Origin of the sequence: Mesorhizobium sp. M0045 (genome assembly GCF_040323385.1) — a bacterium.
GTDB lineage: Bacteria > Pseudomonadota > Alphaproteobacteria > Rhizobiales > Rhizobiaceae > Mesorhizobium.
The window spans coordinates 1-20,287 of sequence record NZ_JAMYUY010000019.1; the positions used below are offsets into that span (position 1 = coordinate 1).

The following is a 20,287-nucleotide window of genomic DNA, read 5'->3' on the forward strand; positions in this document are numbered from 1 at the left end:
AGGGCTTTGACCTGATGCATGAAGGCAAGTCGATCAGGAGCGTGGTGGTTTACTGAGGAGGAGAAAGCCGCCGGCTAACCAGCCAGCGGCCGACAATGCAGATGTTCAACACGGGAGGAGACAAAAATGCCGGAAAAACTGCATCCTAAAATCGACAATGGATTGCCACGGGAAAAGCCCGGCTTTGCCGGCGGCACGCTGGTCTGCGCCTGCACCAGCAATCCGGTCAAGGTGAAGGTCAAGGGCCAGATCGCCCACAATCATGCCTGCGGCTGCACCAAATGCTGGAAGCCGGAAGGCGCGCTGTTCTCGATCGTGGCGGTTGCCGGTACAAACGACGTGACGGTGACCGAAAACGGCGACAAGCTGAAGGTGGTCGATCCGGGCGCGCTGATCCTGCGCCATGCCTGCACCGGCTGCGGCGTCCACATGCACGGCCCGGTCGAGCGCGACCACGCTTTCAAGGGGCTGTCCTTCATCCATCCGGAACGCTTCCAGGAGGATGGCTGGTCGCCTCCGGGCTTCACCGCCTTTGTCTCGTCGATCATCGAATCCGGTGTCGATCCGAGCCGGATGGACGGCATAAGGTCACAGCTGAAGTCGATCGGGCTCGAACCTTATGATTGCCTCAATCCTGGCCTGATGGACTATATCGCCACCTGGACGGCCAAGAGATCCGGCGCGTTGCCGGCCTAGTAGCCGCTCGACTATCATCGATCGAGCCGGGCGAAGCCGCCCGGCTCTTTCACATTTGGAACAACGATGCCCGCACCTGCTATTCTCGTCGACGCCGACGCTTGCCCGGTGAAGGCCGAGGTCGAAAAAGTCGCCGAGCGGCACGGCATCGTCGTCACCTTCGTCTCCAATGGCGGCTTGCGTCCGTCGCGCGATCCGATGATCCGCAATGTCGTCGTCCCCAAGGGCGCCGATGCCGCCGACGACTGGATCGTCGAAAATGCCCGGTCCAACGACATTGTGGTGACCGCCGATATCCCGCTTGCCGCGCGCGCGGTGGCGCTTGGCGCCCACGTACTTGGTCCCACCGGACGCCCGTTTACGCCCGAAACGATCGGCATGGCGGTGGCGATGCGCGACCTCAAGCAGCACCTGCGCGAAACCGGCGAGAGCAAGGGCTACAATTCGAGCTTCGCGCCGCAGGATCGCTCGCGGTTCCTAGGCGAGCTTGACCGCATCCTACGGCGAGCGCTGAAATCCGCGCCAGCGGACTGAAAACCATGGCGGCTGGTACCCCGACCAAGATGCCCATGCGACGCCACACGCTGTTCGCGGTGTCGGCCTGCATCGGCGTGGCAGCCTTTGGCGCAGCGCTGATCTGGCGTGCGCCGCTTGCCTATTCGATCGGCGCCAATGTGTTCTTTGCCGCCTATCTGGTTCTTGTCATCGCCCACATGCCTCGGCTTACCGGCAGCTATCTGCGCAAGAATGCAGGCGACACTGACCTGCCGGTACTGGCGATCTTCGCGGTCACTCTGGTTGTGGTCGCTATTGCCATCATTTCGTTGTTTCAATTGATCAACAGGGAGAAGAGCGCGGACGCCGTCGAGCTTACGGTGGCGCTGCTGTCCATCCCGCTTGGCTGGTTGACCATCCATGCCATGGCGGCACTTCACTACGCGCATCTCTATTGGTTGGACGGCGATGCGATGGATGGCGACACCAAAAAGAGGATTCCAGTCGGCGGCCTCGACTTCCCGGGCGGCAAGCGGCCGGAGGGCTCGGATTTCCTCTATTTTTCGACAGTGATCGGCATGACGGCGCAAACCGCCGACACCAACATCACGACCTCGCAAATGCGCCGTGTCGTGCTTGTGCATTCGATCCTGTCGTTCTTCTTCAACACAGTCATCGTGGCAGCCGCAGTCAACCTCGCCGTCAGCCTCGGCAGTCCGTAATAAATCCGTGATCGGGTGAAACATCGCTTAGGCTGGCGACGTATTGGGAGGAGAAGAGATCTGACAGGCCGCGGCGAACGCGCGGCCGGAGGGAACAACAGATGGAATCGCTTGCCAGAAACCAAGCCGCCGGAGCAGATACCGCCGCGCCGAGCGATGCGACGCTGATCTATCGCCAGTCACGCTGGACGCGGCTGACGCATTGGCTATGGGCGATCGCGCTGTTCTTCATGCTGCTTTCCGGCCTGCAGATCTTCAACGCCCGCCCGCAGCTCTACATCGGCAAGGAGTCGGGCTTTGGCTACAACAACACCATCTTCGCCATCGGCGCCGAGAATACCGCGGCTGGCCCGCGCGGTTACACCGAAATTTTCGGCAAGCGCTTCGATACCACCGGCGTGCTCGGCTGGTCGGGTCCGGCCGGCCAGGAGACTTCCCGGGCCTTCCCGTCCTGGGCGACGATCCCTTCCTATTACGATCTCGGCACCGCGCGCGTCGTTCATTTCTTCTTTGCCTGGGCGCTGACCACCACGCTGCTGGTCTGGCTGGTCGCCAGCCTCATCAACGGCCATTTGCGCCGCGATCTTGCCCCGCGCCTCGATGATTTCAGGCGGCTGCCGCAAGACATTGTCGACCACGCCAGGTTCAGGTTTCACCACGGGCGCGAATACAACACCTTGCAGAAGATGGCTTATGGCGCTGTGCTGTTCGTGTTGCTGCCGCTGATGATCATCACCGGCCTTGCCATGTCGCCGAGCATGGATTCGGTGCTGCCGTTCCTCAACGATCTGCTCGGCGGCCGGCAGACGGCGCGCACCATTCATTTCACGGTCATGCTGCTGCTCGTCGCCTTCTTCATTATCCACATCCTGATGATCCTGGCCGCCGGTCCGATCAACGAGCTGCGCTCAATCATCACCGGCTGGTATCGAACCGACCCGCCGGCGCATGCCGACAATGCGCCAGAGAGGAGTGCCTGACATGGCGAAATTCGAGATCAGCCCCAAGCTACAGATAAGCCGAAGAAAGTTCCTGACCTCGGCCAGCCTCGGCCTTTCCGGCATCATGCTGTCGGGCTGCGACGCCTTCGACAGCCAGCTTGGCGTCGGCGACAGCCTGCGCAGCTTCCTCGAAAGCGCCAATGGCCTGACCTGGCGGGCGCAGCGGCTGCTTGCCGGCGCTGATGCGCTGGCGCCGGAATTCACCGAGGCCGACATTCGCCAGCCGCAGCGGCCGAACGGCGTCACCGCACCCGACGACGATCTCTACAAGGGCCTGCTCGCCAGCGATTTCGCCGACTGGCGGCTGGAGGTTTCCGGCCTTGTCGAAAAGCCGCTGTCGCTGACCCGCGAGCAGCTGATGAACATGCCGAGCCGCACCCAGATCACCCGCCACGACTGCGTCGAAGGCTGGAGCTGCATTGCCAAATGGACCGGCACGCCGCTGTCGCTGGTGCTCGACCAGGCCGTGGTCAAGCCGCAGGCGCGCTATGTCATGTTCCACTGCCTCGACACGATCGACCGCAGCCTTGCCGGCGATATCAAATATTACGGCTCGATCGACCTGATCGATGCCCGTCATCCGCAGACGATCCTTGCCTATGGCCTCAACGGCAAGCCGTTGCCGGTCGAGAACGGCGCGCCGCTGCGCGTCCGCGTCGAGCGCCAGCTCGGCTACAAGATGCCGAAATACCTCTACAAGATTGAGCTGGTCGACGGCTTCGCCAATATCGGCGGCGGCAGAGGCGGCTATTGGGAGGACAATGGCTACGACTGGTACGGCGGCATCTGACTGAAACCTGATCTCAGTTTCACCTAAACTAACTGTCGTCGTCGCTGTCGTCGCCGTCGCTCCGCAGGGCCGGATTCAGGTCGGGATTATCGTCCGGGGTGACGAGCTTCCCAAGCCCGTGCGGTCCTTGGTAGTTGCCGTGGGTATCGAAGTTGGGATTGCCCTGATTGTCGAATTGCGGCGTCGGATCGATCGATTGGCCGTAACGGCGCGGGCGCGGCTTCGGATAGTAATTATCGGAATGATGGCGATGCGAATTGCTGTTGTCGAGAATGGCGCCTACCACGCCGCCGACGATAATGGCTGCGGCGAGGTCGCCAGCAGAGGGGTTACGGTTGGGGCCGGCGACCGCGAATTCGGCCGAGCAACCATTGTCGACCCAGATGCCGCCGCCGTCATAGCCCCAGCTTCTACCGTATACGCAACGCGCCTTCGATAGACGGGAGGTCAACTGCACGCCACGTCGCGTATCGACCCCGCAATAGGAATAACGGTAATCGGCGCTGGAGCAGACCACGCGTTTTGCCCCCGTAGCCTGCGCTGCCGCCGGCAGCAACGAAAGCTTCGCCGGGTTGCCCAGGATGCAACCCAGGAACATCATCGAACCGGTAACCGCCATCCGTGCCGACATCGCAACTCTCCATCAGGGTCCGCTATCGACAGAATGGCACCTCTGTGTAAGTCTGACAACCGGACGGGCTCAGTGAGGTTATATTAATGCGCGCTAAGATTATCGCCACTATTATACTTGCCCTTTCTGCATGGTTGGCGTTGTCGCTGCTGCCAGCCCGGGCGGACGACAGCCTCAAGCGCATCATCGAGCAGAAGATACTGACGGTCGGCGTCGCGCTTAATCCGCCATGGATCCTCAAGAAGGCCGACGGAAAGTTCGCCGGCTATGATGTCGACCTGACCAGTGCGCTCGCGTCCGATCTCGGCGTCGACCTGAAGCTGGTCGAGGTGCCATGGAACGACCTCAAGACGCGATTGCTCAAGGGTGATTTCGACATGATCGCAGCGGGCTACGCCAGCACGCCGGAACGCGCACGCGAGGTGGTGTTCTCCGACCAGACCGGTACCGCCGATATCCGCATGGTGGCGACGATCGCCAGTCTTGGGAAAAGGCCGGGCAAGGCACTGGCGGCGCCGGGCTACAAGATCGCCGTGCTCTCCAACTCGACGGACGAAGCCGCCGCGAGGGAAGCATTCCCGAAAGCGGCCATCGTTTCATTCGACAATGCGGCCGATGTTTTCGCCGCCGTCATCAGCGGGCAAGCACAGGCGATGGTGGCGACATCGCCGACGCCGCAAATGGCCGCCAGGCTTTATGACGCCCGGCTCAAGCTGGTGGGCGGCCCGCTGTTGCGGACGCCGGAAGCGTTTGCCATGCGGCCGGACGATCTCCGCCTCATCCAATACGTCAACAACTGGATCGGCGCGCGCACCGCCGACGGCACCATAGGCGGCGTTCGCCGCTACTGGTTCGGCAGCTTCAAATGGATGTCGCGCTTCGAGACAGCCAAGCCCGAGCCCGCAAAACAATAGGGTCGCGACCTGTTCGCGACGAGGTAGCGAAGACTTGCCAGTAAAAATGTCGCTGGCAGGTGACAAGGTGTCGTCCACGGGCTATGGATGACGAGTCGAGGGCTCCTGACCGAGTCCTACCTGTTTGCGGGAGAGAGCAGCGAGAGCTGCCGCCGAAGGGGAAATCGCCCGAAATCTCTCAGGCAAAAGAACCGTAGACGGGAAAGACACTCTGGAAAGTCGGGGCTTGCCCCCGCGCCGAAGGTGTAAGCGCTGCCGACAGAGTTACGGGGCGCGAGTCTCTCAGGCTTCAGACAGAGGGGCACGGACTGGTCGCCATTCGCGGCCGCTTGCGTGCGACTCTGGAGATGACATGACGGGCGACGACACCAAACACCTTCCCCTCGAAGATCTGCATGTGGCAGCCGGTGCGCGCTTTGGCGCCTTCGCCGGCTGGTCGATGCCGCTGACCTATCCGGCCGGTGTGATGAAAGAGCATCTGCACAGCCGCGAGCATGCCGGCCTGTTCGACATCTCGCACATGAAGCTGTTCGAAATCAGCGGTCCGGGGGCAGCAGCGCTTCTGAACCGCGCCTGCCCGTTCGATGCCGGCGCGCTTGAGGTTTCCCAGTCCAAATATACGTTCTTCCTTAACGAGGCCGCCGGCATTCTGGACGATCTGATCGTCACCAGGCTTGGCGCCGAGCGCTTCATGATGGTCGCCAATGCCGGCAATGCCGCCGCCGACGAAAAGCATCTGCGCGCACTGGCCAACAATTTCGAAGCAGAGGGCGATTTCGACGTGAAGGTGGACGCACTCGACCGCGTCTTCCTTGCCATCCAGGGCCCCGAAGCGTGGGCTGCCCTTTCCCGCGCCGGCATCGAGACGGGTTCGCTGGTGTTCATGCACGGTATCGAGCCGCGCGAAAACTGGTTCATGAGCCGGTCTGGCTATACTGGCGAAGACGGCTTCGAGATCGGCCTGCCGGAAGCGGATGCGCGAAACCTCGTCACCAGGCTGCTCGAGGACGAGCGGGTGATGTGGGTCGGCCTTGCTGCCCGCGACAGCCTGCGGCTCGAAGCCGGGCTGTGCCTGCACGGGCTGGACATCACGCCGGAGATCGATCCGGCCAGCGCCGGGCTGATGTGGGCGATCCCCAAGGAGGTTCGCGCCTCTGGCGCCTTCATCGGCGCCGATGCGCTGCGCGCCATCGTGGAGCGCGGCCCGGCGCAAAAACGCGTCGGCCTGAAGCCGGAAGGCCGCCAGCCGGTGCGCGCCGGTGCTGCCCTTTTCGATGCCGACGGCAACTCTGCCGGCCACGTCACCTCCGGCGGCTTCGGCCCCTCGGCCGGTCATCCGGTCGCCATGGGCTACGTCCAGACACCGCTTGCCAAATCCGGCGCAAAACTGTTCGCCGATGTCCGCGGGACGAAAATCCCGGTCGACATCCACCCCTTGCCCTTCACGCCCCATCGCTACCGCAAAGGATGATTTCAATGGCAAAGACCTATTTCACCGAAGATCACGAATGGCTGCGCGTCGAGGGCGGCATCGCCACCGTCGGCATCACCGATTACGCGCAGGAGCAGCTCGGCGATCTCGTCTTTGTTGAACTGCCGGAGCCAGGGAAAAAGCTGTCCAAGGGCGATACCGCCGTGGTGGTCGAATCGGTCAAGGCGGCTTCGGACGTCTACGCACCGGTCGACGGCGAGATCACCGAGGCCAACACCTCGCTGTCATCGGATCCTTCGCTCGTCAATTCGGCGGCAACCGGCGACGGCTGGTTGTGGAAAATGAAGCTGGCCAATGAGAGCCAGCTCGACGGGCTCCTCGATGAAGCCGCTTACAAAGCCCATATTGGTTGATAGCAGGACCAGGAAGATGACCGCAGCACCCTACCCCTTCTCGGCTCGCCATATCGGCCCGGGCCTCCAAGACGTCAGAGCCATGCTGGCGACGATCGGCGTTCCTTCGGTCGAGACCCTGATCAGTCAGGCAGTGCCGAAGTCGATCCGGCTTGACCGGCCGTTGGCCCTGCCCGCCCCCGCAAGCGAAGCGGAGGCGCTGGCCGAGCTCGCGGCGACGATGGCAAGGAACACGGTGCTGAAGAGCTTCATCGGCACCGGTTATCATGGCGTCCATGTGCCGCCGGTAATCCAGCGCAACCTGTTCGAGAACCCGGCCTGGTATACCGCCTACACGCCTTACCAGGCCGAGATCAGCCAGGGCCGGCTGGAAATGCTGTTCAACTTCCAGACGCTGGTGACAGAATTGACCGGCCTGCCGGTGGCATCGGCCTCGCTGCTCGACGAGGCGACGGCGGTGGCGGAGGCGGTCGGCATTGCGCTGCGCCATCATCGCGACAAGCGCACCAAGGTGGCACTGGCCGGCACGCCGCACCCGCAGACGCTGGACCTCGTGCGCACCCGCGCCGAGCCCCTCGGCATCGAGGTGGACGGCGAGGTGATCGACGACAACACCGCCGCCCTGCTGGTCTCCTGGCCCGATACATTCGGCGTCTACGGCAATCACAAGGCAGCCATCGACAAGGCCCATGCCGCCGGCGCGCTGGTCGTCTTCATCGCCGACCCGCTTGGCTTGACGCTGACCGATGCGCCGGCCAGGCTTGGCGCCGACATCGCCGTCGGCCCGATGCAGCGTTTTGGCGTGCCGATGGGCTTTGGCGGGCCGCACGCCGCCTATTGCGCGGTCTCCGACAGGCTGACGCGGCTGATGCCCGGCCGGCTCGTTGGCCAGTCGAGGGATAGCAAGGGCCGTCCCGGTTATCGCCTGGCTTTGCAGACACGCGAGCAGCATATCCGCCGCGACAAGGCGACCTCCAACATCTGCACCGCACAGGCGCTGCTCGCCAACATGGCGACGGCCTACGCGATCTGGCATGGCCCTGCCGGGCTGCAGGCGATTGCCGGCCGCGTCCACACGCTGGCCAACCGCCTGGCTGCCGGCCTCAAGGCAGCGGGCGTTTCGGTGGTCGGCGAAAGCCGGTTCGACACGGTGGCTGTGGACGTGAAGGGCAGAGCCGGCGCGATTGCCGCCGCCGCAGAAAAGACGGGCCGCCTGTTGCGCGTCATCGACGCCGACCATGTCGGCATCAGCTTCGACGAGACCTCCACCGAAGCCGATCTGGAGGCGATCGCAGCACTTTTCGGCGCCAAGGCCGGCGTTGCCGCCGGCAGTTCCATGCCAGGAAAACCGCGCGGCAAGGAGTTCCTCACCCAGCCCGTGTTCCGCGAAAACCACTCGGAAACCGACATGATGCGCTTCCTGCGCCGGCTGGCCGACAAGGACCTGGCGCTTGACCGCGCCATGATCCCGCTCGGCTCCTGCACCATGAAGCTCAACGCCGCCGCCGAAATGATGCCAGTGAGCTGGCCTGATGTCGCCAACCTGCATCCCTTCGCGCCGGCAAACCATTCGATAGGCTATCGCGCCATGATCGACGAGCTGGAAGGCTGGTTGGCGGAGATCACCGGCTTCGACGCGGTGACCCTGCAGCCCAATGCCGGCAGCCAGGGCGAATATGCCGGGCTGCTCGCCATTCGCCGCTATCATCTGTCACGCGGCGAAGGCCATCGCACCGTCTGCCTGATCCCCTCCTCGGCGCATGGCACCAATCCGGCAAGTGCTGCCATGGCCGGCATGAGCGTCGTTGTCGTGCGCTGCACCGAGGACGGCAATATCGACATGGACGACTTGCAGGCCAAGGCGGCCGAGCATGCGCATAATCTCGCGGCGCTGATGTTCACCTATCCCTCGACGCATGGCGTCTTCGAGGAAGGCGCGCGCGACCTCTGCGCCCTCGTCCACAGCCATGGCGGCCAGGTCTATTTCGACGGCGCCAACCTCAACGCGCTAGTCGGCCTCGCCCGTCCCGGCGATATCGGCGCCGATGTCTGCCACATGAACCTGCACAAGACCTTCTGCATCCCGCATGGCGGCGGCGGCCCCGGCGTCGGCCCGATCGGCGTCAAGGCGCATCTGAAGCCGCATCTGCCCGGCCACGTCACCGAAGGCTCGGTCCATGCCGTGGCGGCGGCACCGTTCGGCAGCGCCTCGATCCTGCCGATCACCTGGATGTATATTCGCATGATGGGCGCTTCCGGCCTGAAGCAGGCAACCGAGACGGCGATCATCTCCGCCAACTATGTGGCGACGCGGCTTGGCGAGCATTTCCCCCTGCTTTACAAGGGGCGCAACGGACGCGTCGCGCATGAATGCATCCTCGACACCCGCGTGCTCAAGGACAGCGCCGGCATCAGCGTCGACGATATCGCCAAGCGGCTGATCGACTATGGCTTCCACGCGCCGACCATGTCGTTCCCGGTCGCTGGCACGCTGATGGTGGAGCCGACCGAATCCGAGCCCAAGCGCGAGTTGGATCGTTTCTGCGAGGCCATGATCGCCATAGCCGGCGAGGCAGCCAAGGTGGCGAAGGGCGAATGGCCGTTGGCCGACAATCCTCTGGTCAACGCTCCGCACACCGCCGCCGAGGCATTGGCCGGCCAATGGACCCATCCCTATTCGCGTCTGGAGGCGGCCTACCCCGCCGGCGATGCCGATACGGCAGCAAAGTACTGGCCGCCGGTGTCACGCATCGACAATGTCGCCGGCGACCGCAACCTGGTCTGCTCCTGCCCGCCGCTGTCGGAATATCTGGGTGCGGCGGAATAGATCATGATTCCGAAAGTGGAATCCGGTTTTCCGACAAGATCATAGGTCTAACAAGAAGCTAGAAACCCCAATCAGGCAGAACGCAAGGCCGGCCCGTCGGCCTTGCTCGCCCGGTCCCGAACGACGACGCGATTTCGCCCGGCGCGCTTTGCCGCATAGAGTGCTGCGTCGGCTTCGGCCAGCACATCGTCGAGACCGGTGCCGTTTGTTCCGCCAAAGCCGATGCCGCCGCTGACTGTGCTTCGCAACGGACCAAGTTGTGTGGCCACGACTTCCGTGCCGAAGGCGACGCTGATCTTGCTCGCAATGTCATAAGCCTTCTCTTCCGTCATCCGCGACATGACGAGCACGAACTCCTCGCCGCCCAACCGGAACGCGTCGACGCCGGTCCTGGCGTATTTCCTGATGACGGCGGCAAAGCGGCGCAGAACCTGGTCGCCGACCGGATGACCGAAAACGTCGTTCGTCCTCTTGAAATGGTCGAGGTCGAACATGGCGACGGACATGAACGGACCGAAGACCCGCTCGCCATAGAGTGCCGTCAACGCCCGCCGGTTCATCAGCCCGGTCAATGGATCGGTCATCGTCTCGGCCTTCAATTCGATCTGCGCCTGCAAATGGTGCAGGGAGAGCGTCAATGCGCCGAGCCCGGTCATGCAGGCGACGGCTACGACGGAATTCACCCGCTCGGCCCAATTGTCGGGCGCAACACCCAGCACCCATTGCCCCTTGACCAGCAGGACCGCGCCGCAAAGTCCGAACGACAGCGCACAGACGCCGCTCAGGAACGAGACGACCAGCAATATCCGTCGATCGTGACCACGCTCAATCCAGAACATCGCCCCGATGAGCGAGAGCAGCGCCGTTACCGTCGCGTAGGTGACGATGAAGCCGACACCATCAAACCCGAGATACGTCGCGCCCGCGCAAACAGCCATCGCAACCAAGGTCGGCAAGATGGCGCGCCTGTAATCGCCTATGCCGAGATATTGCATGGCCGACAGGCAGATAATCAGGAAACCGAGGCTGAGAGGCGCAAGCACGATCTGGCAAAGCCAGAGGCTTGGATCCCTGGTGTAATGCCAGAACAACACCACATGTGCGACGAGCACGAGAATGCCACACGCCACCGTCAGCACAAAGCGTGCCTGTGGCGCGCTGAACCAGATCGCAAACATGGTGATGCTGAGGCACGTGCCCGACAGCGCCGCCGCGAGCAGGAGCGAACTGTAATCCAACATGCTTAAGCGACAGCCTCTTGAGCGTTCCGCTGCATTCTAGGTCAGCGACAGTCCGCAAATACCGCTTTTTAGCCAATCTTCCGGCGTAACCTTCGGACAGGGTTTACAAAACGTCGATGCTCCAAGCTTCGACCCCATTTCCGCCGCTTGGCTGTCGAATGGTTTTGCAGTAAGAGGCTCTATCCTCGAACGTAACAGGAACCTCCGTCGCCTGCCCGCGAAAAGCGTGGCAGTATCGGGTGGTGATTCGCAGCATCGGAATCCAGGACCGGCATGGACGACAACAACGATCTTTTCGCCAAATTGGACAAGCAGCCTCAGCCGGCTCGCGCCGCCGCGCGCCCGGCCGATCCGCTGGTGCAGGCGGCGAAGCGGCCGGCGCCCCGCGACGCCAGCGAGAGTTACAGTGCCGCCGACATCGAGGTGCTGGAGGGGCTGGAGCCGGTGCGCCGCCGCCCGGGCATGTACATTGGCGGCACCGACGACAAGGCGATGCACCATCTGTTTGCCGAGGTCATCGACAATTCGATGGACGAGGCGGTCGCCGGCCATGCGACCTTCATCGATGTCGAGCTTTCCGCCGACGGATACCTGTCAGTCACCGACAACGGCCGCGGCATTCCGGTCGATCCGCACCCGAAATTCAAGAAGCCGGCGCTCGAACTCATCATGACGACGCTGCATTCAGGCGGCAAGTTCGACAGTAAGGTTTACGAGACGTCCGGCGGCCTGCACGGTGTCGGCGTTTCCGTCGTCAACGCGCTGTCCGACCATCTCGAGGTCGAGGTCGCGATTGGGCGCAAGCTCTATCGCCAGCGCTTCTCACGAGGCGTTCCGGTGACCGGCCTTGAGCAGCTCGGCGAGGTGCACAACCGGCGCGGCACGAAGATTCGCTTCCATCCAGACGAGCAGATTTTCGGCAAGGGCGCGGCGTTCGAGCCGGCGCGGCTCTACCGCATGGCGCGGTCAAAGGCTTATCTGTTCGGCGGTGTCGAAATCCGCTGGACCTGCGATCCCTCGCTGATCAGGGAAAAGGACACGACGCCGGCCAAGGCCGAATTCCATTTTCCGGGCGGCCTCAAGGATTATCTGAAAGCCTCGCTCGGCGACGAATTCCAGGTCACCCGTGAAATGTTCGCCGGCAAGAGCGAGAAGCAGGGCGGTCACGGTTCGCTCGAATGGGCCGTGACCTGGTTCGGCGGCGACGGTTTTATCAATTCCTATTGCAATACCATCCCGACCGCGGAGGGCGGCACGCATGAGGCCGGCTTCCGCAACGTCCTGACGCGCGGCTTGCGCGCCTACGCCGATCTGGTCGGCAACAAGCGCGCCTCGATCGTCACTTCCGAGGATGTGATGATCTCGGCGGCGGGCATGCTGTCGGTGTTCATCCGCGAACCGGAATTCGTCGGCCAGACCAAGGACAGGCTGGCGACGATCGAGGCGATCCGCATCGTCGAAAGCGCCATCCGCGACCCGTTCGACCACTGGCTGGCGGACAATCCGCAGGAGGCCTCGAAACTGCTCGAATGGGTGATCGCGCGCGCCGACGAACGGGTGCGCCGCCGCCAGGAAAAGGAAGTGTCGCGCAAGAGCGCAGTGCGCAAACTGCGCCTGCCCGGCAAGCTCGCCGACTGCACGCAGAATGCCGCCGCCGGCGCCGAGCTCTTTATCGTCGAGGGCGATTCGGCCGGCGGTTCGGCAAAGCAGGCGCGCGACCGCGCCAGCCAGGCGGTGCTGCCGCTGCGCGGCAAGATCCTCAACGTCGCCAGTGCCGGCAGCGACAAGCTTGCCGGCAACCAGCAGATATCCGACCTGATCCAGGCCTTGGGCTGCGGCACGCGCTCGAAATACCGCGACGAGGACCTGCGTTACGACCGGGTCATCATCATGACCGATGCCGATGTCGACGGCGCCCATATCGCCTCGCTGCTGATCACCTTTTTCTACCAGGAGATGCCAAACCTGGTCCGCGGCGGCCATCTCTACCTGGCGGTCCCGCCGCTTTATTCGATCCGCCAAGGCGGCAAGGTCGGCTATGCCCGCAACGACGCGCATAAGGACGAACTCCTGCGCACCGAATTCACCGGGCGCGGCAAGGTCGAGATCGGCCGCTTCAAGGGGCTGGGCGAAATGATGGCCGCCCAGCTCAAGGAAACCACCATGGACCCGAGAAAGCGCACGCTGCTCAGGGTCGATGTGATCGACGCCGAGGCGGCGACCAAGGATGCTGTCGACGCACTGATGGGCACCAAGCCCGAGGCCCGTTTCCGCTTCATCCAGGAACGCGCGGAATTCGCCGAGACGGAAGTGCTGGATATCTGAGCGTCTTCTGCCAGGTGAGCCACAGACGGCGGTTGTTGCTACCCGGATATTTTCGCGAAGGACGAGGCCTGGAACGGTTCAGCGTTCACGGAAACGCCGAACCGCTCTTTCCTTTGTTCTAAAGTAATTCCGGACGGAAAACCGCTTCACAGTTTTCCTGGAATTGCTTTAGGCAGCCGCGATCGCCAGCGCGTGCCCGCGCGCGTTCTCGCGCAACGCGTCGAGATGGATCGACTTGATCAGCCCGGCGAGATCGCCCGCGGCGGACTGCCCGCCCAATTCCTTCAGCATCAGCCAGCTGACTTCCTGCACGCCGGCGAGGCGTTTGCCATTGGCGACCTCGCGCCAGACCTTCAGCGCGCGCAGGATGATGGCGTGGGTGGCGGCGGCAAGCCCGGCACTGCGGAACAGTGCCTGCAGCGCCACGTCATGGCCGCCGGCCAGCAGTGCTCTCACCCGTTGTTCGGATTGCTGGCTGAGCGCGACCAGGGCCGAACCAAAGAAGTCGACCTTGCCGTGCGCGATGGTGCGGATGACGAAGCTTGCGGTCAGGTCACCGCGCAGACGCAGATGTTCGACAAGCGCTGTATGTTCCTCGGCACGCGTGCCTTCGATCAATGTCACGGAAGCCTTGACGCAGGCATCGCGCGTGACGCGCTCGGCTCTTGCGGCGCCCATCAGCCCCAGCACCAGCGGCGAGCCCTTGAGCGTCTCGCCCACTTTGACCAGCAGCAAATGCCGACAATCGGCGGGCAGGCGCGCGTCGGCAATCAGCGCCTCGCGCACCAGAGGCAGATGGCCGTGCCGCTCGGCCATGCGCCGAAAGCTGATCGATGCGATGTCGGCGCCGCTGTTGGCGAGCAACGTGGTGCAGGCCTCCGGCTCGCCGATCTCGGCGATCGCCGCCGCAACCGACATCGACACCCGCGGCCGGTCGGCGATCACCTTCTGCGTCGCTTTCTGGCCGCCGGCAACCCGATCGATCAGGTCGGCATCAGTAAGCAGTGGCGACCGCGCCAGCACCAGGGCTGCGACTTCCGGCTGGTCCGAGGCCAGCGCGCTGACGATCTGCGGCGGCGCATGATGGCTCATGGAAAGCGCGTCGGCGATCGCCAGTCGCACCTTCGACGATGCGTCATCGAGCAGCAATGTCAGCGCCGCCTCAGCAGCGCAGCGGTCCTCGAAAGGCAGGTCCGAATCGACATAGGCGCGAGCAAGTGCGCTTGCCGCTGCAACGCGCTCCGACACCTTCGCCGTGTGGATCCATTTCAGGAAATGCGAAACGACCATGTCGCCTGCTTACGCCCTTTGCCAGAACGCTTCTGGCCCCTGTCGCGACCGTAGGCACAAATGGTTTACGAACGGTTCACCATGTTCGTTAACTGGCTTGCGAGCCCGGTATGCAACGCCTATCAACCCTTAGGCAGCAGAGGAGATCGACCATGGCCGGGCTTTATCTTGAGGAGTTCGCTGTCGGCCAAGTGTTCAAGCACACGCTGCGCAAGACCGTGACCGAAAGCGACAATATGCTGTTTTCGGTGATGACGCTGAACCCGCAGCCGCTGCACATCGATTTCGATTTCGCCGCCAAGAGCGAATGGGGCAAGCCGCTGGTCAATTCGCTGTTCACGCTGGGCCTGATGATCGGCATTTCAGTCAACGACATCACCGTCGGCACCACCATCGCCAATCTCGGCATGAAGGAGACAGTGTTTCCGCACCCCGTCTTCCACGGCGACACCATTCGCGTCGAGACCACGGTGGTTTCGGTGCGCGATTCCAGGTCCAAACCGGACCGCGGTATCGTCGAGTTCGAGCATCGCGCCTATAACCAGAACGACGTGCTGGTTGCCAAATGCACGAGGCAAGCCATGATGATGAAAAAGGCATAGCCGATGCGTTCTTTGCTCTTCGTCCCCGGCGATTCGGAAAAGAAGCTGGAAAAGGGCTTTGGCGTGGGTGCCGACGTGGTCATCGTCGATCTCGAGGATTCGATTGCCGCGCAGAACAAGGGGCTGGCGCGCGACACAGCGGCGCGTTTCATCGCCGGGCACAGGCACCAAACCAGCTCCGCGATCTATGTGCGCGTCAACGATCTTTCGACCGGACTGACCGACGACGATCTGGCGGCGCTCGTGCCGGCAAAACCAGACGGCATCATGCTGCCTAAGTCGAACAGCGGACTGGATGTCCAGCATCTCTCGGCCAAGCTCAGGGTGCACGAAGCTGAAAGCGGCCTGCCCGATGGAGCTATAAAGATCCTGCCGATCATCACAGAAACGGCCGCAGGGGTCTTGGCCGCAGCGACCTACGCCCGTGCAAGCGCGCGGCTTGTCGGCGTCACCTGGGGGGCGGAAGATTTGTCGGCGGCGATCGGCGCGCGCGCGACGCGCGACGCGAATGGCCGCTACACGGATGTGTTCCGCCTCGCCCGCACCGTGACCATGCTTGCCGCAAGTGCCGCGGAAGTCGCGGCAATCGACACCGTCTTTCCGGACTTTCGCGACATGGCGGGCTTCGAGGCCGAATGCGCAGAGGCCGAGCGCGACGGTTTCACCGGCAAGATGGCGATCCATCCGGCGCAGGTGCCGGCCATCAACGCCGCCTTCACGCCTTCGGCGCAAGCGGTGACAAGCGCCCTGGCGATCGTCGAGGCATTTAAGGCGGCGGGAAACCCCGGCGTCGTCGGCATCGACGGCAAGATGTACGACCGGCCGCATCTCAAGCTCGCCGAGCGGCTCCTGGCGCGGGCCAGGGTAGCTGGGCTTGGCGCTTAGGTCTGTTCCGCGCCGAAATTATCCCACCCACGGCCCCGAATAATCGGCATAGAGCTTTGCCGGATCGGGCCGTGGCCGCTCCGGTGCCGGCCCCTGGTAGGAGCCGATGTGGACGAAGCCTACGACCCGCTCATGTGGCGCCAGGCCGAGGATCGCCCTGCCCTCGGGCACGTCGGAATACCAGTTGCTGATCATGTTGGTGCCGTAGCCCAGCGCATTGGCAGCGAGCATCAGGTTCATCGCGGCCATGCCGCCGGACAGGAACATCTCCCATTGCGGGATCTTTGGATTTTCCCTGGGGATCGAGATCACGCCGATAACCAGCGGCGCCCGCGAAAAGCGCGCCAATTCCTGGTTGCGACGGCCTTCCGGCAGCGGTCCTTCGCGCTGCTCGGCAAGTGCCGCCAGCTTCTTGCCGATCTCGATGCGAGACTCGCCGCGATAGAGGATGAAACGCCAGGGCTCCAGCCGGCCGTGGTCCGGCACCCGCGAGGCGGCGGCGATCATCGTCGCGATCTCGGTATCGCCCGGTGCCGGCTCTTTCAAATCTGGGATCGGCGCGGAATTTCGGGTCAGCAGAAAATCGATGATTGGCGACGCCATGGGCGCAAGTCTCCTGGAATTTGAGCTGAAGCGCACCATCGGGACATCGGGCGGCTTGGGCATTGGCGCAGCGCGCCGGACAAAGAGCCCTGTAGCAGAAGCCGACCGGACTCTTAAGCCTTGAAATTGCCACCGCCTTGGGCTTCAACGCAAGGCATGTTTGAGGGGACATTGCGTCTTTTCCTGATATGGCTCGCTGCCGCACTGTTGATGGTGCCGGTTTCGCTCGCCGTCGCCCAGGATGTGGACGGCCTCGGCGAGCTGAAACTTCCCGGAATTTCGGGCTATGCGCCTCCGAAAAGCGAGACATCGCTGGCGTTGGGGAGCAGCGGGGCAATCACGCTGTCAGCGCAATTGACCGACAAGGGCGCCGACATCACGCGCGGCATCGTCTGGCGCGTCTTCAAGCCCGAATCGGCCAGCGACGGCAAGCTGCCGATGGTCGCCTCGGCTCATGGCGGTACCGCCGTGTTCCAGCTCGAGCCGGGTTCGTATCTGGTCCACGCCTCCTACGGGCGGGCCGGCGCCACCAAGCGCATCACCGTCGGCAAGGAAGCCAAGCGCGAGAGCCTCGTGCTCGATGCAGGCGGCCTCAAGCTTGATGCCGTGCTGTCCGGCGGGGTACGCATACCACCGAAGAAGCTGCGCTTCTCGATCTATGAGAGCCACGCCGCGGCCGACGGCGATCGCGCCCTGATCATACCCGATGTCGAGCCGAACAGCGTCGTGCGGCTCAATGCCGGCACCTACCACGTTGTGTCGACCTATGGTGCGGTGAACGCGGTCATCCGCTCCGACATCCGCGTCGAGGCCGGCAAGCTCACCGAAGCGACCGTCGAGCACCGTGCGGCCGAGATGACCATGAAGCTGGTGCGCGAACCGGGCGGCGAGGCGATCGCCGACACCTCCTGGTCGCTGCTGAACGAATCCGGCGATCCGATCAAGGAAACCGTCGGTGCCTTTGCCTCGATGGTGCTGGCCGAGGGCGACTATACCATCATCGCCAAGAACCGCGACCGCATCTACCAGAAGGATTTTACGGTGGTGGCTGGGCACAACCAGGACATCGAGGTTCTGGCCACAGAGGCTTCGGCCATCGATTCCGAGGAAGGCGCCGACTAAGCCGCGCCCTCTAAGCTGCCTTGCGCATGCGTCGCGCCAGCAACTGCGCGTGGCCACGCCATACGACCAGAGCCGGATCGACGACAGCCCGGTAAAGCCGCTCGAGCAATTCGTCTCATTCAGCACCTGACCGAAGCGCACGTCGATCGATTTGCCGGATAGGCGCGGCGCAACAGTCATATGAAAATGGCGGTGGATCGCTCCACCGCCATTCATTGCAGGTCGGCTGGTTCAGGCCGCGCGGCGCTTGCGGTCGGGTGTCACCGCCTCGCCGGCAAGCAGCTTCACGGCAGCTGCGAGACCAAGCGATTCCTGGTCGCGCGAACCGAGACGTCGGATATTGACCGTTTCTTCCTCGGCCTCGCGCTTGCCACAGACGAGGATGACCGGGACCTTGGCCAGCGAATGCTCCCGGACCTTGTAGTTGATCTTCTCGTTGCGCAGGTCGGCTTCGGCAATCAGCCCGGCCGCCTTCAGCTGCGCGACGACCTTTCGCGCGTAATCGTCGGCATCGGAAGTGATCGTCGCCACCACCACCTGCAGCGGTGCGAACCAGAGCGGGAAATGGCCGGAATAATTCTCGATCAGGATGCCTAGAAACCGCTCCATGGAACCGCAGATGGCACGATGCACCATCACCGGCTGCTTCTTTTCCGAATCGGAGCCGATGTAGAAGGCGCCAAAACGCTCCGGCAGGTTGAAGTCGACCTGTGTGGTGCCGCATTGCCAGTCGCGGCCGATGGCGTCCTTCAGCACATATTCGAATTTCGGCCCGTAGAACGTGCCCTCACCCGGATTGACGCCCGTCTTGATCCGGTTGCCCGACCGCGCCGCGATCTTGTCGAGCACGTCCTGCAGCACGCCCTCGGCATGATCCCACATCGCGTCGGTGCCGACCCGTTTTTCGGGGCGGGTCGCCAGCTTGACGGTGATTTCGTCGAAGCCGAAATCCGCATAGGTCGAGAGGATCAGATCGTTGATCTTGATGCACTCGTCGGCGAGCTGTTCCTCGGTGCAGAAGATGTGGGCATCGTCCTGGGTAAAGCCGCGCACGCGCATCAGCCCGTGCAGCGCGCCGGACGGCTCATAGCGATGCACATTGCCGAATTCCGCAAGTTTTACCGGCAGATCGCGGTAGGACTTCAGCCCGTGCTTGAAGATTTGGACGTGGCCGGGGCAGTTCATCGGCTTCAGCGCAAACACCCGGTCGTCGTCGGTGTCGTCGCCAGCAACCGTCACCTTGAACATGTTGTCCCGGTACCAGCCCCAGTGCCCGGACGTCTCCCATAGGCTCTTGTCGAGCACCTGCGGCGCGTTGACCTCCTGATAGCCCTGCTCGTCGAGACGGCGGCGCATGTAATTGACCAGGTTCTGGAACATCCTCCAGCCTCTGGCGTGCCAGAACACGACGCCCGGCCCCTCCTCCTGGAAATGGAACAGGTCCATCTCACGGCCGAGTTTCCTGTGGTCGCGCTTCTCGGCCTCCTCCAGCATCGTCTGGTAGGCTTCGAGCTGCGCCTGGTCGGCCCAGGCCGTGCCGTAGATGCGCGTCAGCATCGGGTTGTTCGAATCGCCGCGCCAATAGGCGCCGGCGACCTTCATCAGCTTGAAGGCGCTGCCGATCTGGCCGGTCGAGGCCATATGCGGGCCGCGGCAAAGGTCGAACCAGTCGCCCTGCGCATAGATCTTGAGATCCTGATCCTCGGGAATGGCGTCGATCAGCTCCAGTTTGTAGCGCTCGCCCTTGTCGGCAAAGATCCTTTTCGCCTTTTCACGCGACCATACCTCTTTGGTGAACGGCTTGTTGCGCGCAATGATCTCGCGCATTTTCTTCTCGATCACCGGGAAATCGTCGGGCGTGAACGGCTCGTTGCGGGCGAAGTCGTAGTAGAATCCGTTCTCGATCACCGGCCCGATGGTCACCTGCGTTCCCGGCCAAAGTTCCTGCACGGCTTCGGCCAGCACATGGGCTGCATCGTGACGGATGAGCTCCAGCGCACGCGGATCCTCGCGGGTGATGATTTCGAGCTTGCCCGATTTGCCGATCGGGTCGGAAAGGTCGCGCAACGTGCCGTCGATCGAATAGGCAACGGCCTTCTTGGCCAGCGACTTCGAGATCGATTCCGCCAGGCCGGCGCCGGTCATCGCCGCGTCGTAGTCGCGGACGGAGCCATCGGGAAATGTCAGGGAAACGGAATTCAGCATAAGATTCTCCTATCCAGTCCCGCAAACGAGCGCGGGTGGTAAAATGCACGTCGCTCAAAACTGCCTAGCTGTTTTGGGGGTTACGACATACAT

General features: G+C 63.1%; 18 protein-coding genes and 1 riboswitch. Of the genes, 13 read left to right on the forward strand and 5 right to left on the reverse strand.

What is annotated here, in order from left to right:
- Nucleotides 1-126: 126 nt before the first annotated feature.
- The 5 genes from gfa to NKJ72_RS24325 all read left to right on the forward strand — a co-directional run bounded on the left by gfa (nucleotide 127) and on the right by NKJ72_RS24325 (nucleotide 3,704).
- The gene (gene gfa, locus NKJ72_RS24305; protein ID WP_352479737.1) at nucleotides 127-696 is read left to right on the forward strand and encodes an S-(hydroxymethyl)glutathione synthase; all 570 of its coding nucleotides are present in this window, start codon (nucleotides 127-129) and stop codon (nucleotides 694-696) included.
- 66 nt (nucleotides 697-762) lie between these two features.
- The gene (locus tag NKJ72_RS24310) at nucleotides 763-1,230 is read left to right on the forward strand and encodes a YaiI/YqxD family protein (protein WP_352479738.1); all 468 of its coding nucleotides are present in this window, start codon (nucleotides 763-765) and stop codon (nucleotides 1,228-1,230) included.
- Nucleotides 1,231-1,235: 5 nt separating this feature from the next.
- On the forward strand, nucleotides 1,236-1,913 hold the full coding sequence (locus tag NKJ72_RS24315) for a DUF1345 domain-containing protein (protein ID WP_352479739.1): 678 nt from the start codon (nucleotides 1,236-1,238) through the stop codon (nucleotides 1,911-1,913).
- A gap of 101 nt (nucleotides 1,914-2,014) precedes the next feature.
- Nucleotides 2,015-2,893: a cytochrome b/b6 domain-containing protein gene (locus tag NKJ72_RS24320; protein WP_352479740.1), complete on the forward strand. Its 879-nt coding sequence runs from the start codon at nucleotides 2,015-2,017 to the stop codon at nucleotides 2,891-2,893.
- 1 nt (nucleotide 2,894) lies between these two features.
- The gene (locus NKJ72_RS24325) at nucleotides 2,895-3,704 is read left to right on the forward strand and encodes a molybdopterin-binding protein (RefSeq protein ID WP_352479741.1); all 810 of its coding nucleotides are present in this window, start codon (nucleotides 2,895-2,897) and stop codon (nucleotides 3,702-3,704) included.
- A 28-nt stretch (nucleotides 3,705-3,732) separates the two neighbouring features.
- Here NKJ72_RS24325 and NKJ72_RS24330 read toward each other — a convergent pair whose 3' ends face one another.
- The gene (locus NKJ72_RS24330) at nucleotides 3,733-4,335 is read right to left on the reverse strand and encodes a DUF3011 domain-containing protein (protein ID WP_352479742.1); all 603 of its coding nucleotides are present in this window, start codon (nucleotides 4,333-4,335) and stop codon (nucleotides 3,733-3,735) included.
- Nucleotides 4,336-4,421: 86 nt separating this feature from the next.
- On the opposite strand from NKJ72_RS24330, the gene NKJ72_RS24335 reads away from it, so the two are divergent.
- The 4 genes from NKJ72_RS24335 to gcvP all read left to right on the forward strand — a co-directional run bounded on the left by NKJ72_RS24335 (nucleotide 4,422) and on the right by gcvP (nucleotide 9,921).
- Nucleotides 4,422-5,249: a transporter substrate-binding domain-containing protein gene (locus NKJ72_RS24335; protein ID WP_352479743.1), complete on the forward strand. Its 828-nt coding sequence runs from the start codon at nucleotides 4,422-4,424 to the stop codon at nucleotides 5,247-5,249.
- A 117-nt stretch (nucleotides 5,250-5,366) separates the two neighbouring features.
- Nucleotides 5,367-5,453, forward strand: a riboswitch (glycine riboswitch).
- Nucleotides 5,454-5,601: 148 nt separating this feature from the next.
- Nucleotides 5,602-6,720 carry a glycine cleavage system aminomethyltransferase GcvT gene (gene gcvT, locus NKJ72_RS24340; protein WP_352479744.1) on the forward strand — a complete coding sequence of 373 codons (1,119 nt, stop codon included), beginning with the start codon at nucleotides 5,602-5,604 and terminating at the stop codon, nucleotides 6,718-6,720.
- Between the two features lie 5 nt (nucleotides 6,721-6,725).
- Nucleotides 6,726-7,094 (forward strand): glycine cleavage system protein GcvH, encoded by a 369-nt coding sequence (gene gcvH, locus NKJ72_RS24345; protein ID WP_352479745.1) that lies wholly within the window; start codon nucleotides 6,726-6,728, stop codon nucleotides 7,092-7,094.
- Between the two features lie 16 nt (nucleotides 7,095-7,110).
- Nucleotides 7,111-9,921, forward strand: a complete 2,811-nt coding sequence (gene gcvP / locus NKJ72_RS24350) for an aminomethyl-transferring glycine dehydrogenase (RefSeq protein WP_352479746.1) — start codon at nucleotides 7,111-7,113, stop codon at nucleotides 9,919-9,921.
- Between the two features lie 71 nt (nucleotides 9,922-9,992).
- On the opposite strand, the gene NKJ72_RS24355 is transcribed toward gcvP, so the two are convergent.
- A complete protein-coding gene (locus NKJ72_RS24355) occupies nucleotides 9,993-11,162 on the reverse strand; it encodes a GGDEF domain-containing protein (protein WP_352479747.1) in 1,170 nt (389 codons plus the stop codon).
- Between the two features lie 273 nt (nucleotides 11,163-11,435).
- Between NKJ72_RS24355 and parE the strand changes: the two genes are divergently transcribed.
- Nucleotides 11,436-13,487, forward strand: a complete 2,052-nt coding sequence (parE, locus tag NKJ72_RS24360; RefSeq protein ID WP_352479748.1) for a DNA topoisomerase IV subunit B — start codon at nucleotides 11,436-11,438, stop codon at nucleotides 13,485-13,487.
- A gap of 168 nt (nucleotides 13,488-13,655) precedes the next feature.
- Here parE and NKJ72_RS24365 read toward each other — a convergent pair whose 3' ends face one another.
- A complete protein-coding gene (locus tag NKJ72_RS24365; RefSeq protein ID WP_352479749.1) occupies nucleotides 13,656-14,777 on the reverse strand; it encodes a DUF2336 domain-containing protein in 1,122 nt (373 codons plus the stop codon).
- A 152-nt stretch (nucleotides 14,778-14,929) separates the two neighbouring features.
- Here NKJ72_RS24365 and NKJ72_RS24370 point away from each other — a divergent pair, with 152 nt between their 5' ends.
- Both NKJ72_RS24370 and NKJ72_RS24375 read left to right on the forward strand, forming a co-directional pair.
- Complete coding sequence (locus tag NKJ72_RS24370) at nucleotides 14,930-15,379, forward strand: MaoC family dehydratase (RefSeq protein ID WP_352479750.1); 450 nt, start codon at nucleotides 14,930-14,932, stop codon at nucleotides 15,377-15,379.
- A 3-nt stretch (nucleotides 15,380-15,382) separates the two neighbouring features.
- Nucleotides 15,383-16,264 carry an HpcH/HpaI aldolase/citrate lyase family protein gene (locus NKJ72_RS24375; protein ID WP_352479751.1) on the forward strand — a complete coding sequence of 294 codons (882 nt, stop codon included), beginning with the start codon at nucleotides 15,383-15,385 and terminating at the stop codon, nucleotides 16,262-16,264.
- An 18-nt stretch (nucleotides 16,265-16,282) separates the two neighbouring features.
- On the opposite strand, the gene NKJ72_RS24380 is transcribed toward NKJ72_RS24375, so the two are convergent.
- Nucleotides 16,283-16,867: a nitroreductase family protein gene (locus NKJ72_RS24380; protein WP_352479752.1), complete on the reverse strand. Its 585-nt coding sequence runs from the start codon at nucleotides 16,865-16,867 to the stop codon at nucleotides 16,283-16,285.
- 156 nt (nucleotides 16,868-17,023) lie between these two features.
- On the opposite strand from NKJ72_RS24380, the gene NKJ72_RS24385 reads away from it, so the two are divergent.
- Nucleotides 17,024-17,989 carry an RgsD C-terminal domain-containing protein gene (locus tag NKJ72_RS24385; RefSeq protein ID WP_352466968.1) on the forward strand — a complete coding sequence of 322 codons (966 nt, stop codon included), beginning with the start codon at nucleotides 17,024-17,026 and terminating at the stop codon, nucleotides 17,987-17,989.
- A 231-nt stretch (nucleotides 17,990-18,220) separates the two neighbouring features.
- On the opposite strand, the gene thrS is transcribed toward NKJ72_RS24385, so the two are convergent.
- Nucleotides 18,221-20,194, reverse strand: a complete 1,974-nt coding sequence (thrS, locus tag NKJ72_RS24390; RefSeq protein ID WP_352479753.1) for a threonine--tRNA ligase — start codon at nucleotides 20,192-20,194, stop codon at nucleotides 18,221-18,223.
- Nucleotides 20,195-20,287: the final 93 nt, after the last annotated feature.

What these genes read in the sequence shown, in the direction of transcription:
- gfa (WP_352479737.1), top strand. Translation starts at nt 127, where the DNA reads ATGCCGGAAAAACTGCATCCTAAAATCGACAATGGATTGCCACGGGAA.
- NKJ72_RS24310 (WP_352479738.1), top strand. Translation starts at nt 763, where the DNA reads ATGCCCGCACCTGCTATTCTCGTCGACGCCGACGCTTGCCCGGTGAAG.
- NKJ72_RS24315 (WP_352479739.1), top strand. Translation starts at nt 1,236, where the DNA reads ATGGCGGCTGGTACCCCGACCAAGATGCCCATGCGACGCCACACGCTG.
- NKJ72_RS24320 (WP_352479740.1), top strand. Translation starts at nt 2,015, where the DNA reads ATGGAATCGCTTGCCAGAAACCAAGCCGCCGGAGCAGATACCGCCGCG.
- NKJ72_RS24325 (WP_352479741.1), top strand. Translation starts at nt 2,895, where the DNA reads ATGGCGAAATTCGAGATCAGCCCCAAGCTACAGATAAGCCGAAGAAAG.
- NKJ72_RS24330 (WP_352479742.1), bottom strand. Translation starts at nt 4,335, where the DNA reads ATGTCGGCACGGATGGCGGTTACCGGTTCGATGATGTTCCTGGGTTGC.
- NKJ72_RS24335 (WP_352479743.1), top strand. Translation starts at nt 4,422, where the DNA reads ATGCGCGCTAAGATTATCGCCACTATTATACTTGCCCTTTCTGCATGG.
- gcvT (WP_352479744.1), top strand. Translation starts at nt 5,602, where the DNA reads ATGACGGGCGACGACACCAAACACCTTCCCCTCGAAGATCTGCATGTG.
- gcvH (WP_352479745.1), top strand. Translation starts at nt 6,726, where the DNA reads ATGGCAAAGACCTATTTCACCGAAGATCACGAATGGCTGCGCGTCGAG.
- gcvP (WP_352479746.1), top strand. Translation starts at nt 7,111, where the DNA reads ATGACCGCAGCACCCTACCCCTTCTCGGCTCGCCATATCGGCCCGGGC.
- NKJ72_RS24355 (WP_352479747.1), bottom strand. Translation starts at nt 11,162, where the DNA reads ATGTTGGATTACAGTTCGCTCCTGCTCGCGGCGGCGCTGTCGGGCACG.
- parE (WP_352479748.1), top strand. Translation starts at nt 11,436, where the DNA reads ATGGACGACAACAACGATCTTTTCGCCAAATTGGACAAGCAGCCTCAG.
- NKJ72_RS24365 (WP_352479749.1), bottom strand. Translation starts at nt 14,777, where the DNA reads ATGGTCGTTTCGCATTTCCTGAAATGGATCCACACGGCGAAGGTGTCG.
- NKJ72_RS24370 (WP_352479750.1), top strand. Translation starts at nt 14,930, where the DNA reads ATGGCCGGGCTTTATCTTGAGGAGTTCGCTGTCGGCCAAGTGTTCAAG.
- NKJ72_RS24375 (WP_352479751.1), top strand. Translation starts at nt 15,383, where the DNA reads ATGCGTTCTTTGCTCTTCGTCCCCGGCGATTCGGAAAAGAAGCTGGAA.
- NKJ72_RS24380 (WP_352479752.1), bottom strand. Translation starts at nt 16,867, where the DNA reads ATGGCGTCGCCAATCATCGATTTTCTGCTGACCCGAAATTCCGCGCCG.
- NKJ72_RS24385 (WP_352466968.1), top strand. Translation starts at nt 17,024, where the DNA reads ATGTTTGAGGGGACATTGCGTCTTTTCCTGATATGGCTCGCTGCCGCA.
- thrS (WP_352479753.1), bottom strand. Translation starts at nt 20,194, where the DNA reads ATGCTGAATTCCGTTTCCCTGACATTTCCCGATGGCTCCGTCCGCGAC.